Genomic DNA, 12,741 nt, shown 5'->3' with positions numbered 1-12,741 from the left:
CTGACGACCGAGCCTTCGCGGCTCATCAATCGTTTGCAAGTTACGTACCGCAAACTCCGTACCAAAACCTACGTCGCTATTTTGCGGTGCAGTATACGCAATCTTGCGTATCTGTGCAGTGCACAAAACTAAGCATCCTTGCCTCACCAATAAGCGCGTTCTCGAACCAAATGGGGTGCTCATGTCAGACGAAATCAAACGGGGCCTGCAGTCTCCGCTGCGACGTAAACTGCTGATGGGGGCGGCAGCCTTGCCGGCGATGGCGCTGCTGCCGCGCCTGGCTTTCGGCGCCGGGCCGCCGACTTCGGCGGTCAACACCACGGGATTGGCCGTGACCGACACCGAAGTGACGGTCGGCATCCTGCATTCCGCCACCGGTACGATGGCGATTTCCGAAACCGGTTCGATCCAGGCCGAGAAGCTCGCGATCGAGCAGATCAACGCCATGGGCGGTGTGCTTGGCCGCAAGATCAAGGTCATCCAGGAAGACGGCGCCAGCGACTGGCCGACTTTCGCGGAGAAGGCCAAGAAGTTGCTGGTCAACGACAAGGTGGCCTCGATCATGGGCTGCTGGACCTCGGCGTCGCGCAAGGCGGTGCTGCCGGTGATGGAGCAGTACAACGGCATGCTCTATTACCCGACCTTCTATGAAGGGCTCGAGCAGTCCAAGAACGTGATCTACACCGGGCAGGAAGCGACCCAGCAAATTCTCGCCGGCATCGATTGGATCACCAAGGAGAAGAACGCCAAATCGTTCTACTTCATCGGCTCCGACTACATCTGGCCGCGCACCTCGAACAAGATCGCGCGCAAGCACATCGAGAATTTCCTGAAGCTGAAGGTCGTCGGCGAGGAATACTTCCCGCTTGGCCATACCCAGTTCAACTCTGTCATCAACAAGCTGAAGCTGACCAAGCCCGACGTGATCTTTACCGACGTCGTCGGCGGTTCGAACGTCGCGTTCTACAAGCAGCTCAAGGCTGCCGGCATTGACCTGGCGAAGCAGACCCTTCTGACCATCTCGGTGACCGAGGACGAGATCGACGGCATCGGCGGCGAGAACATTGCCGGCGCCTACGCCTGCATGAAGTACTTCCAGTCGCTGAAGAACGAGAACAACGAGAAGTTCGTTGCCGCGTTCAAGAAGATGTGGGGCGACAAGACTGTGATCGGCGACGTGACGCAGGCCGCTTATCTCGGCCCGTGGCTGTGGAAAGCGACCGTCGAGAAGGCCGGTTCCTTCGACGTCGACAAGGTCGCGGCCGCTTCGCCCGGCATCGAGTTCAAGGGGGCGCCGGAAGGCTATGTCCGGATCCACGAAAACCATCATCTGTGGTCGAAGACCCGCGTCGGCAAGGCCAAGCTGGACGGACAGTTCGACATGGTGTTCGAGACCGCCGACCTGATCCAGCCGGATCCGTTCCCCAAGGGCTATCAATAAAGGCTCGCGGACAACTCCCGCGATTCCCCCAGAGTCTCCCTGGCGTGGACCGTCAATCCGCGTCCAACACCCCCGCGTCGCGAGCTTGCTCGCGGCGCGGGACTTCCCCCACGGAGAAACATCGATGTTCGGCGACTATTCGATTGGCGATCTCGGCTCCATCTTCGTCATGCAGGGTTTTGCCGGCCTGATCCTGTTTTCCGTCTATGTGCTGATGGCGCTCGGGCTTGCCATCATCTTCGGCCAGATGGGCGTCATCAACATGGCCCATGGCGAGTTCATGATCCTAGGCGCTTACGTTACCTGGCTCACCTCCAGCGCCTTTCAGCACTACATGCCGGCGCTGTTTCCCGGCTACTTCTTTCTCGCCATGGTGCTCGCTTTCATGGCCTCCGGCGCGCTCGGCATGCTGGTCGAATGGGGGCTGATACGCCACCTTTACAAGCGCCCGCTGGATACGCTGCTGGCGACCTGGGGCCTCAGCCTCATCCTGCAGCAGACCTATCGCTCGGTATTCGGAGCGCGCGAGGTCGGCGTCGAGCTGCCGCAATGGATGCTCGGCTCCAAGCAGATCACCGACACCATCGAAGTCCCGATCAATGGCATCTTCGTGATGTGTCTGACCGTGCTGATCACGATCGTGGTCGCCTACGTCATGTACAAGTCGCGCTGGGGCCGCCAGGTCCGCGCCGTGGTGCAGAACCGTATCATGGCCGGCGCGGTCGGCATCAACACCGAGAAAGTCGATCGCTACACCTTCGGCCTCGGTTGCGGCATCGCCGGCGTCGCCGGCAGCGCCTTCACCATGATCGGCTCGACCGGGCCGACCTCCGGCCAACTCTACATCGTCGATACCTTCCTCGTGGTTGTGTTCGGCGGCGCCGCCAGCCTGATCGGCACCATCGCATCGGCCTTCAGCATCTCGCAGACGCAGTCGACGCTCGAATTCTTCATGTCGGGGTCGATGGCGAAGGTGCTGACGCTGCTCGCCATTGTCGGAATTCTGATGCTGCGGCCGCAGGGGTTGTTCGCCCTCAAGGTCCGCAAATAACAAAAAGCAGGCACGGTCATGATCATCAACTCACGCTTTTTCAATCGATCCGAGCTCATCGGTTTCGTTGCGCTGGCCGCCCTGCTGTTCGTGATCCTGCCGCTGTCGCTGGATGTGTTTCGCCTCAACCTGGTCGCCAAATACCTGACTTACGCCTTCGTCGGGATCGGGCTGGTGTTGTGCTGGGGCTATGGCGGCATTCTGAGCCTGGGGCAGGGGGTGTTCTTCGGCCTCGGCGGCTACTGCATGGCGATGTTCCTCAAGCTCGAGGCATCGAGCCCGGAAAACACCAAGATTCAGTCCACCCCCGGCATCCCCGATTTCATGGACTGGAATCAGATCACCTCGCTGCCGCTGTTCTGGCAGCCGTTCCACAGTCTCACCCTTACCATTCTCGCCATCATCCTGGTGCCTGGGCTGTTCGCCCTGATCATCGGCACCGCGATGTTCAAGCGCCGTGTCGGCGGCACGTATTTCGCGATCATCACGCAAGCCGTTGCGGCCATCATGACCATTCTGATCGTCGGGCAGCAGGGCTATACCGGCGGCATCAACGGCATGACTGATCTGCGCACCCTGAAGGGATGGGACATCCGGCCGGATCATGCCAAGGTCATGCTCTACTTCTTTGAAGTGTTCCTGCTGTTCGGCTGTATCCTGCTGGCGCAGTTCATCCGCCTGACCAAGCTCGGCCGCATTCTGGTGGCGATGCGCGAACAGGAAGACCGCGTCCGCTTCTCCGGCTACAGCGTCGCCAACTTCAAGATCTTTGCCTTCTGCATGGCCGCGATCTTCGCCGCGATCGGCGGCGCCATGTTCGCGCTCAATGTCGGTTTCATGTCGCCGTCCTTTGTCGGCATCGTGCCGTCGATCGAGATGGTGATCTACACGGCGGTCGGCGGACGGATGTCGATCTTCGGCGCGGTGTGGGGTTCGTTGCTGGTGAACTTCGCCAAGACCGGCCTGTCGGAATCCTTCCCGCAGCTCTGGCTGTTCGGGCTCGGCGGACTGTTCATCGCGGTGGTGCTGGCGTTTCCGAACGGCCTATCCGGGATCTGGGCGGACCACGTCCAGCCTCGCATCGATCGGCTGATGACGTGGCGCAAACCAAAACCCGCCAAGGCGTGGACCGACAGTTCGGTGGCCGACGGCGCGCCGGCGGAATGAGGAGATAGATCATGCTCATCGGTCATCAACCCAAGGAATTCCTGCTCGCGGTCGAGGCGCTCACGGTGTCCTTCGACGGCTTCAAGGCGGTCAACGATCTCTCCTTCTATGTCGAGGAGAACGAGATCCGGGTCATCATCGGCCCCAACGGCGCCGGTAAGACCACCGTGCTCGATCTGATCTGCGGCAAGACCAAGGCGACGTCGGGTTCGATCCAGTTTCGCGGTCAGGAACTGACCCGGATGAAAGAGAACCAGATCGTGCAGACCGGCGTCGGCCGCAAGTTCCAGACGCCGTCGGTATTCGTCGATCTCACGGTGTTCGAAAACCTGGAGATTTCCTTCCCGCGTGGCCGCACCGTGTTCGGCTCGCTCGCTTTCCAGCGCGACGCCGCGGTGCGCGACCGCGTCGAGGAAGTCGCCGAGATGATCTTCCTGAAGGATCGCCTCGACACCTATGCCGATGAACTCAGCCACGGCCAGAAGCAATGGCTCGAAATCGGCATGCTGCTGATCCAGGATCCGGACCTGCTGATGCTCGACGAGCCGGTAGCCGGCATGAGCGTCAGCGAGCGGGCCAAGACCGCCGAACTCCTCAACCGCATCATCAAGGGCCGCTCAGTGCTGGTGATCGAGCACGACATGAAGTTCGTCGAGGATATCGCCCACAAGGTCACGGTGCTGCACCAGGGCCAGATCCTGTCGGAAGGCACGATGGAGCACGTCAAGAACGATCCGAAGGTCATCGAAGTCTATCTGGGCCATTAGCGCATGATCCCGGAAAGTGTCGTCCGGTTTCCGGACAAGATCATGCGCAAGGAATAAAGGAGCGCGAGTCGATGCTGGCTATTTCGGATCTGCATGTCGCCTACGGCCAGAGCGAGGTGCTGCACGGGCTCAACGTATCGGTCGCGCCCAATGAAATCGTTGCGATCATGGGCCGCAACGGCATGGGCAAGACCACGCTGATGAAATCGCTGATGGGCATCCTGCCCGCCAAGAGCGGCTCAGTGACAATGGCAGGCACGGAACTGAGCCAATTGCCGAGCTACGAACGCGTCGCCAGGGGACTCGCCTACGTGCCGCAGGGCCGCATGATCTTCTCCACCATGACGGTGAAGGAGAACATCGAGACCGGTCTCGTCGTGTCCGGCGAGAAGGATGTTCCGGGCAGCATCTATGAGCTGTTTCCGGTATTGCTGGAAATGAAGAACCGCCGCGGCGGCAATCTCTCCGGCGGACAGCAGCAGCAGCTCGCGATTGCGCGCGCGCTCGCCACCAAGCCGAAAGTGCTGCTGCTGGACGAGCCGACCGAAGGCATCCAGCCGTCGATCATCAAGGACATGGCGCGCACCTTGAAGCGCATTCGCGACGAACGCGGCCTGTCGATCGTGGTCTCCGAACAGGTCTTGAGCTTTGCGCTCGATGTCGCCGACCGCGTGCTTGTGATCGAGAACGGCGAGATCGTCCGCGACGACCCGCGCGACGGCGTCGATGCCGCGCAGATCTCGAAATATCTGTCCGTCTAAACCGTAGCCTCAAGTCTGTAAAAAAGGGGAGCCTGCAATGCCAGATACACTGATCAAGGTCGATCTTACCAAGTCGGCCTACGAAAACGACAAGATCCACAACCGCTGGCACCCCGAGATCCCGATCGTGGAATGGGTCAGCCCGGGCGACGACTTCATTATCGAGACCGTCGACTGGACTGGCGGCTTCATCAAGAACAACGATTCGGCCGACGACGTGCGCGACATCGATCTGTCGATCGTGCACTTCCTGTCCGGCCCGATCGGCGTCAAGGGCGCCGAGCCCGGCGATTTGCTGGTGGTCGATCTGCTCGACGTCGGCCCGCTGAAGGAGAGCCTGTGGGGTTTCAACGGCTTCTTCTCCAAGAAAAACGGCGGCGGCTTTCTGACCGATCACTTCCCATTGGCGCAGAAATCGATCTGGGACATCAAGGGCCTCTATACGTCGTCGCGCCACATCCCTGGCGTCAACTTTGCCGGGCTCATTCATCCCGGTCTGATCGGCTGCCTGCCCGATCCGAAAATGCTGGCGACCTGGAATGCGCGTGAAGCCGAGCTGATCGCGACCAATCCGACCCGCGTACCGGGATTGGCCAACCCGCCCTTCGCGCCTACCACGCATGCCGGTCAGGCCAAGGGCGATACCAAGGCCAAGATCGCCGCCGAGGGCGCCCGCACCGTGCCGCCGCGCGAACATGGCGGCAATTGCGACATCAAGGACCTGTCGCGCGGCTCGAAGATCTATTTCCCGGTCTATGTGCCCGGCGGCGGCCTTTCGATGGGCGACCTGCATTTCAGCCAGGGCGACGGCGAGATCACCTTCTGCGGCGCGATCGAAATGGCCGGCTGGCTGCACATCAAGGTCGATGTGATCAAGGACGGTGTCGCCAAGTACGGCATCAAGAACCCCGTGTTCAAGCCGTCGCCGATCACGCCGAACTACAAGGACTATCTGATCTTCGAAGGCATCTCGGTCGACGAGCAAGGCAAGCAGCATTACCTCGACGTGCATATCGCCTACCGGCAGGCCTGTCTGAACGCGATCGAATATTTGAAGAAGTTCGGCTACTCCGGCGCGCAGGCCTATTCGATCCTGGGCACGGCGCCGTGTCAGGGCCACATCTCCGGCGTCGTCGACGTGCCGAACGCCTGCGCCACGCTGTGGCTGCCGACGGAGATCTTCGACTTCGACATCATGCCGTCGTCGGCGGGCCCGATCAAACACATCAAGGGCGACATCCAGATGCCGCTGTCACAGGACAAGTAATCCCTGCGCGAGAAGGATGCGGGACGGTGTGTATCTGCCGCCCCGCATCCGCCGTGCACCCTCGACGAGTCAGCGCAAGGATAGTGCAATGCCGGTCTACGAATACCTCTGCAACGATTGCGGCCCGTTCACCGACATGCGGCCGATGGCCGAATGCGACGCGCCGCAGGATTGCCCGCAATGCGAAACCGAGTCGCCGCGAGTGATCCTGACGGCGCCGGCGTTCTTCTGCATGCCGTCGGACAAGCGCAAGGCCCACGCCACCAACGAGCGCAGCGCCAACGCGCCAAAGACCCTCGACCAGTACAAGGCCTCGCACGGCCCTGGCTGCGGCTGCTGCTCGAGCAAGAAACCGGCGCGGCTGATGAAGCAAACCAGAAGCGGCGCCAAGAGTTTCCCGACCGCGCGGCCGTGGATGATCAGCCACTGAGCGTTTTCAAGCGAAGTGGATACCGGTTCGCGTGAAGAAAACGCGTCAAAACAAAAGATAGAGCCCCGTTCCGATTCCATCGGAACGGAAAAGGCTCTGAGGCCGCGACGGCAGAGTTGAACAAGAACAGGAGAGGCGAACCCCATGCTTCACGGTGACATTTCCTCAAGCAACGACACGGTCGGCGTAGCCGTCGTCAATTATAAAATGCCGCGCTTGCACACCAAGGCCGAGGTGCTCGACAACGCCCGCAAGATCGCCGACATGGTGGTGGGGATGAAGCTTGGCCTGCCGGGCATGGATCTCGTGATCTTCCCGGAATATTCCACCCACGGCATCATGTACGACTCCAAGGAGATGTACGAGACCGCCTCCGTCGTGCCGGGTGAGGAAACCGCGATCTTTGCCGAAGCCTGCCGCAAGGCGAAAGTGTGGGGCGTGTTCTCGCTCACCGGCGAGTGTCACGAGGAGCACCCGCACAAGGCGCCGTACAACACCTTGATCCTGATAAACGACAAGGGCGAGATCGTCCAGAAATATCGCAAGATCATGCCCTGGGTGCCGATCGAAGGCTGGTATCCCGGCAATTGCACCTATGTGTCCGACGGTCCGAAAGGCCTGAAGGTCAGCCTGATCATTTGCGACGACGGCAATTTTCCCGAGATCTGGCGCGACTGCGCCATGAAGGGCGCCGAGCTGATCGTGCGCTGCCAAGGCTACATGTACCCGGCCAAGGAACAGCAGGTGCTGATCTCCAAGGCGATGGCCTGGGCCAACAATGTCTATGTGGCGGTCGCCAATGCCGCCGGCTTCGACGGCGTCTATTCCTATTTCGGTCACTCCGCGATCATCGGCTTCGACGGCCGCACGTTGGGTGAGACCGGCGAAGAGGAATACGGCATCCAGTATGCAGCGCTGTCGAAGAACCTGATCCGCGATGCCCGCCGCAACAACCAGTCGCAGAACCATCTCTACAAGCTGGTCCATCGCGGCTACACCGGCATGATCAATTCCGGCGAAGGCGCCAAGGGCCTCGCGACCTGTCCTTACGACTTCTATTCGAAATGGATCGCCGATCCCGAAGGCACGCGCGAAATGGTCGAGGCGATGACACGCTCGACAGCAGGCACCGACGAATGCCCGATCGACGGCATCCCGAACGAGAAGTCCGCGAGCAATTACTAGACAGCCGCAGCGCGCCGCACAATGCCGATGTGGTCCCGGCCCTGGGCCGGGATCGATAACGGACAGCGGTGTGCGATATTTTGTTGGATGGCTTGCCGAACCGTAGCTCGCGGGCCGAGCAGCCCGCCTTCGCCTGATGAGCTTTCCAGTCCGTCTTCGCTTTCGCTGCGCTCAAGCTACGCCGGACACCACGCTTCACCCCTCGGCCCCGCTCGGCTGCGCCACGCGTAGCCCGAAGGGCGAAGCGTGGTGGGCCCGGCAGGACTCGAACCTGCAACCAGACCGTTATGAGCGGGAGGATATAGGTCGGTTTCGTTGATTTTTCGGCCTTTTTGTTTGATTTCGATCGCGTTCGTTGCGGTTCATTGAAGTCGTTTCTGGTGCGAAACTGGTGCGGTTCTCACGCCGACCGCGTCGTTGGATCTAAAGGCCCGCCTTCGTCGGTTCGATCGCACCCCTCGCCAATCCCCGCCGACGTTCGCGTAGCTTGCGGAAGTCATCGCCCGCGTGGTGTGAGGAGCGTGTCAGCGGCGTGGCCGACACCAGCAGAAAGCCCTTGGCGTAGGCGATCTTTTGATAGGACTCGAACTCGTCAGGGGGAACGAAGCGTGCGACCGCGTGGTGCTTGCGCGTGGGCTGGAGATACTGGCCGATGGTCAGGAAATCGACGTCGGCGGAGCGCAGATCGTCCATCAATTGCAGCACCTCGCTCCGGTCTTCGCCGAGGCCGACCATGATTCCGGACTTGGTGAAGATCTGTGCGTCGAGTTCCTTCACGCGCTGCAGCAGCCGGACCGAATGGAAATAGCGCGCGCCCGGCCGCACCGTCAGATATTTCGACGGCACGGTCTCCAGATTATGGTTGAACACGTCGGGTTTCGCCACAACGACGGTTTCGAGCGCGCCCGTTTTGCGCAGAAAGTCCGGGGTCAGGATTTCGATCGTCGTAGCCGGGCTTGTCGCGCGGATGGCTGCAATCGTCGCCGCGAAATGCGCGGCGCCGCCGTCGGCAAGGTCGTCGCGATCGACCGAGGTGACGACCACATGTTCCAGTCCCAGCTTGGCCACTGCTTCGGCGACCTTGAGCGGTTCAGCTGTATCGAGGGCACCCGGCAAGCCAGTGCGCACGTTGCAGAAAGCGCAGGCGCGCGTGCACGTGTCGCCCATGATCATGAAGGTCGCGTGTTTCTTCGCCCAGCACTCGCCAATGTTCGGACAACTGGCTTCCTCGCAGACGGTCACGAGCTTGTTCTCGCGCACGATGCGCTTCGTCTCGGCCCATTCGGCGGAGCCGGGAGCTTTCACGCGGATCCACGCGGGCTTGCGCTGTAGGGGCGTGTCGGGTCGTTTGGCTTTTTCGGGGTGACGCGGCTTGTCGGGTCGCATCCCGGCTCGCGGATCGCTGTTGAGGAGATCGAGTATGACGGTCATTTGGTCAGCCTCGTGAATGCGCCAGTCGCGGACATTCAGCTATCCAGGCGAACTTCGTCAATTCGATTCTTCATCCTCTCGCCAGCGCCCCTCATGACCGGTTGCTGTATTGCGCGGTACGCTCGCTTGGTGCGCGCCGGCCGATTTCCGACTTCAAGCCTTGCATTTGGAACCCGTTGCCGTGCCGGTCCGACATCTCGGATGACGCTCCAGCCGGTTTTCTGGAGCTTCAGACAGATCCTGCCCGATCGGATTGGCGCGCGCGGCGGCAGACGAGGCGAACTCAAGCAAAATGAATGGGATGCGCGCGATTGGCTGCGCCTTTCGTGGTCTGGCACGAATGCTGCTTAGGTAGGCAAAAGAAGAAGCAATAGCTCAAGAACAAACAACGCGAGGGGACGTTCAGATGCCAGCCAGTATTCAACTCATCACCTAGAGCGCCAGGCGATATCGCCTGTGTGGCATTGCGCGTTTCCGCAGTACGCGGAGCGCAATGAACGTTGACGCTTGTTTTCGGCTTGGCCTGCAATGGAGACGGTAATGAAGGTCGCGGACGCGCAAGATCTGGATCCGCTGGAAACGCGGGAGTGGCTGGATGCCTTGTCGGCGGTCCGGGGTCATCGCGGCAACGAACGAGCCGAGTTCGTCGTCAATGCGGTGATCGACGCCGCGCGCAGCGGCGGCCTCGGCATTCAACAGACGTTGACCACGCCCTACTGCAACACGATCCCGCCGGATCAGCAGCCGGCGCTGCCGGGCGATCGCGCGATCGAGCACAAGCTTCGCTCGATCATCCGGTGGAATGCTCTTGCAATCGTTCTGCGCGCCAACAAGGAAAGCTCGGAGCTTGGCGGCCATATCGCAAGCTTCCAGTCCGCAGCCACACTCTACGACATCGGATACGGCCATTTCTGGCACGCGCCGACGGACGGCCATGGCGGCGATCTGATCCTCGTGCAGGGGCACTGTTCACCGGGCATTTATGCGCGCGCCTTTCTCGAAGGCCGGCTGAGCGAGGAGCAACTTCTCGGCTTCAGACAGGAAACCGGCGGCAAGGGCTTGTCGAGCTACCCGCACCCCTGGCTGATGCCGGATTTCTGGCAGTTCCCGACGGTGTCGATGGGACTGGGGCCCTTGTTGGCAATCTATCAGGCGCGGTTCCTGAAATATCTCCAGAACCACAAGCTGGCCGAAACATCCAACCGCAAGGTTTGGGCCTTCATGGGCGACGGCGAAACGGACGAGCCGGAATCGCTCGGCGCGATCTCGCTGGCCGGTCGCGAAAATCTCGACAATCTGATCTTCGTCATCAACTGCAACCTTCAGCGGCTCGACGGGCCCGTCCGTGGCAACGGCAAGATCGTCCAGGAACTCGAAAGCGTTTTCCGCGGTGCGGGCTGGAACGTCATCAAGGTGCTGTGGGGTTCGGGTTGGGATCGCCTGCTCGAAAAGGACAAGAGCGGATTGCTGCTGAAACGCATGGAGGAGTGCGTCGACGGCGAGTACCAGGATTTCAAGAGCAAGAGCGGCGCCTATATTCGCGAACACTTCTTCGGCAAGTACGACGAATTGAAACAGCTCGTCGCCGACATGAGTGACGACGAAATCTGGAAGCTCGCGCGCGGCGGCCACGATCCGGAAAAGGTCTTTGCGGCCTACGCGGCGGCAGTGAACCACAAGGGCCAGCCCACGGTCATCCTGCCGAAGACCGTCAAGGGCTACGGCATGGGCGAGTCCGGCGAAGGCCAGATGATCGCGCATCAGGCCAAGAAGATGACGCAGGACGCGCTGCGCGGCTTCCGCGACCGCTTCCAGGTGCCGGTCGCCGACGATGATCTGGCCAAAGTTCCCTTCATCCGCCTGCCGGAAGACAGCCCGGAGATGAAATATTTCCGCGCACAGCGCGAAAAGCTCGGCGGCAGCCTGCCGCAACGCCGGCGCAAGTCAGTATCCCTGCCAATTCCGCCGCTGTCGACGTTCCAAAGGCTGCTCGACGCGACGGGCGACCGCGAAATCTCGACCACGATGGCTTTCGTGCAGATGCTCGGCACGCTCGTTCGCGACAAGGCGATCGGCAAACACATTGTGCCGATCGTACCGGACGAATCCCGAACCTTCGGCATGGAAGGCATGTTCCGCCAACTCGGCATCTATTCATCGGTCGGCCAGCTCTACCGTCCGCAGGACGCCGACCAGCTGATGTACTACCGCGAGGACAAGACCGGCCAGGTCCTGCAGGAGGGCATCAACGAAGGCGGCGCGATGTCGAGCTGGATCGTCGCGGCGACGTCCTACAGCACGAACAACGTGCCGATGATCCCGTTTTACATTTACTACTCGATGTTCGGTCTGCAGCGCGTCGGCGACCTCGCCTGGCTCGCCGGCGATATGCGTGCGCGCGGATTCCTGCTCGGCGGCACCGCCGGCCGCACCACGCTCAACGGCGAGGGGTTGCAGCATGAGGATGGCCACAGCCACGTCCTCGCCGCCACCATCCCGAACTGCGTGTCGTACGATCCGACCTTTGCCTACGAGGTCGTGACGATCGTCCGCGAAGGCATGCGGCGCATGTACGAGGCGCAGGAGGACGTCTACTACTACATCACCCTGATGAACGAGAACTATCCGCATCCCTCGCTCGCCGACGCCGGCAAGGGGGCGGAGGAGGGAATCCTCAAGGGACTCTATCTGCTGAAGAGCGGCGGCGAGACGGCGAAGAAGGCACTTCGCGTCCAGCTCGTCGGCTCCGGCACGATCCTGCGCGAGGTGATCGCGGCTGCCGATCTGCTCAAGGCTGACTTCGGCGTCACCGCCGACGTGTGGAGCGCGACCAGCTTCAACGAACTGCGCCGTGACGGCATGGCGGCGGAGCGCTGGAACCTGCTGCATCCGACCGAGCCGCGCCGCAAGAGCTGGGTCGAGGCGCAGCTCGAAGGACATGCCGGGCCTGTCGTGGCCTCCACCGACTACATGCGCAATTACCCTGACCAGATCCGGGAATATGTGCAGGTGGCCGGCCGTCGATACGTCGTGCTGGGCACCGACGGCTTCGGCCGCAGCGACTATCGCGTGAAGCTCCGGAAGTTCTTCGAGGTCGACCGGCATTACGTCGCCGTCGCCGCGCTCAAGGCCCTTGCCGACGACGGAGCGATCAAGCCGGCGATCGTGGCCGAAGCCATCGCCAAATACAAGATCGACGCCGGGCGTGCTGCGCCCTGGACCGTGTGAGCCAGCGGAGCCG

At 61.4% G+C, this 12,741-nt stretch carries 10 protein-coding genes; 9 read left to right on the top strand and 1 reads right to left on the bottom strand.

The window, feature by feature from the left end:
* Positions 1 to 181 precede the first annotated feature (181 nt).
* The 8 genes from urtA to JQ567_RS26010 all read left to right on the top strand — a co-directional run bounded on the left by urtA (position 182) and on the right by JQ567_RS26010 (position 8,069).
* On the top strand, positions 182 to 1,441 hold the full coding sequence (gene urtA / locus JQ567_RS26045; protein WP_212441461.1) for an urea ABC transporter substrate-binding protein: 1,260 nt from the start codon (positions 182 to 184) through the stop codon (positions 1,439 to 1,441).
* 124 nt (positions 1,442 to 1,565) lie between these two features.
* The gene (urtB, locus tag JQ567_RS26040; protein WP_212441460.1) at positions 1,566 to 2,492 is read left to right on the top strand and encodes an urea ABC transporter permease subunit UrtB; all 927 of its coding nucleotides are present in this window, start codon (positions 1,566 to 1,568) and stop codon (positions 2,490 to 2,492) included.
* Positions 2,493 to 2,510: 18 nt separating this feature from the next.
* On the top strand, positions 2,511 to 3,659 hold the full coding sequence (gene urtC / locus JQ567_RS26035) for an urea ABC transporter permease subunit UrtC (RefSeq protein ID WP_212441459.1): 1,149 nt from the start codon (positions 2,511 to 2,513) through the stop codon (positions 3,657 to 3,659).
* A gap of 11 nt (positions 3,660 to 3,670) precedes the next feature.
* Positions 3,671 to 4,426 carry an urea ABC transporter ATP-binding protein UrtD gene (gene urtD, locus JQ567_RS26030; protein WP_212441458.1) on the top strand — a complete coding sequence of 252 codons (756 nt, stop codon included), beginning with the start codon at positions 3,671 to 3,673 and terminating at the stop codon, positions 4,424 to 4,426.
* Between the two features lie 71 nt (positions 4,427 to 4,497).
* On the top strand, positions 4,498 to 5,187 hold the full coding sequence (urtE, locus tag JQ567_RS26025; RefSeq protein ID WP_211995915.1) for an urea ABC transporter ATP-binding subunit UrtE: 690 nt from the start codon (positions 4,498 to 4,500) through the stop codon (positions 5,185 to 5,187).
* Between the two features lie 37 nt (positions 5,188 to 5,224).
* Entirely contained in the window at positions 5,225 to 6,454 is a 1,230-nt protein-coding gene (fmdA, locus tag JQ567_RS26020; RefSeq protein WP_212441457.1) for a formamidase, read from the top strand.
* Between the two features lie 88 nt (positions 6,455 to 6,542).
* On the top strand, positions 6,543 to 6,884 hold the full coding sequence (locus JQ567_RS26015; RefSeq protein WP_212275154.1) for a zinc ribbon domain-containing protein: 342 nt from the start codon (positions 6,543 to 6,545) through the stop codon (positions 6,882 to 6,884).
* Between the two features lie 144 nt (positions 6,885 to 7,028).
* The gene (locus JQ567_RS26010; protein ID WP_212441456.1) at positions 7,029 to 8,069 is read left to right on the top strand and encodes an aliphatic amidase; all 1,041 of its coding nucleotides are present in this window, start codon (positions 7,029 to 7,031) and stop codon (positions 8,067 to 8,069) included.
* 423 nt (positions 8,070 to 8,492) lie between these two features.
* Here the strand turns inward: JQ567_RS26010 and lipA are convergent, their stop codons facing one another.
* Positions 8,493 to 9,500: a lipoyl synthase gene (gene lipA / locus JQ567_RS26005; protein ID WP_212441455.1), complete on the bottom strand. Its 1,008-nt coding sequence runs from the start codon at positions 9,498 to 9,500 to the stop codon at positions 8,493 to 8,495.
* A 540-nt stretch (positions 9,501 to 10,040) separates the two neighbouring features.
* On the opposite strand from lipA, the gene aceE reads away from it, so the two are divergent.
* Positions 10,041 to 12,728 (top strand): pyruvate dehydrogenase (acetyl-transferring), homodimeric type, encoded by a 2,688-nt coding sequence (gene aceE / locus JQ567_RS26000; protein WP_212441454.1) that lies wholly within the window; start codon positions 10,041 to 10,043, stop codon positions 12,726 to 12,728.
* Positions 12,729 to 12,741 lie beyond the last annotated feature (13 nt).

The sequence above is a fragment of the Bradyrhizobium sp. AUGA SZCCT0431 genome, assembly GCF_018131065.1.
In the GTDB taxonomy this organism is placed as follows: Bacteria; Pseudomonadota; Alphaproteobacteria; order Rhizobiales; family Xanthobacteraceae; genus Bradyrhizobium.
Note: the sequence above shows the minus strand (reverse complement) of the source record. Positions and strands in the feature narration are given on the sequence as shown.

Excerpts from the sequence above, each read along its gene's own strand:
- urtA (WP_212441461.1), top strand. The coding sequence starts at position 182 with ATGTCAGACGAAATCAAACGGGGCCTGCAGTCTCCGCTGCGACGTAAA.
- urtB (WP_212441460.1), top strand. The coding sequence starts at position 1,566 with ATGTTCGGCGACTATTCGATTGGCGATCTCGGCTCCATCTTCGTCATG.
- urtC (WP_212441459.1), top strand. The coding sequence starts at position 2,511 with ATGATCATCAACTCACGCTTTTTCAATCGATCCGAGCTCATCGGTTTC.
- urtD (WP_212441458.1), top strand. The coding sequence starts at position 3,671 with ATGCTCATCGGTCATCAACCCAAGGAATTCCTGCTCGCGGTCGAGGCG.
- urtE (WP_211995915.1), top strand. The coding sequence starts at position 4,498 with ATGCTGGCTATTTCGGATCTGCATGTCGCCTACGGCCAGAGCGAGGTG.
- fmdA (WP_212441457.1), top strand. The coding sequence starts at position 5,225 with ATGCCAGATACACTGATCAAGGTCGATCTTACCAAGTCGGCCTACGAA.
- JQ567_RS26015 (WP_212275154.1), top strand. The coding sequence starts at position 6,543 with ATGCCGGTCTACGAATACCTCTGCAACGATTGCGGCCCGTTCACCGAC.
- JQ567_RS26010 (WP_212441456.1), top strand. The coding sequence starts at position 7,029 with ATGCTTCACGGTGACATTTCCTCAAGCAACGACACGGTCGGCGTAGCC.
- lipA (WP_212441455.1), bottom strand. The coding sequence starts at position 9,500 with ATGACCGTCATACTCGATCTCCTCAACAGCGATCCGCGAGCCGGGATG.
- aceE (WP_212441454.1), top strand. The coding sequence starts at position 10,041 with ATGAAGGTCGCGGACGCGCAAGATCTGGATCCGCTGGAAACGCGGGAG.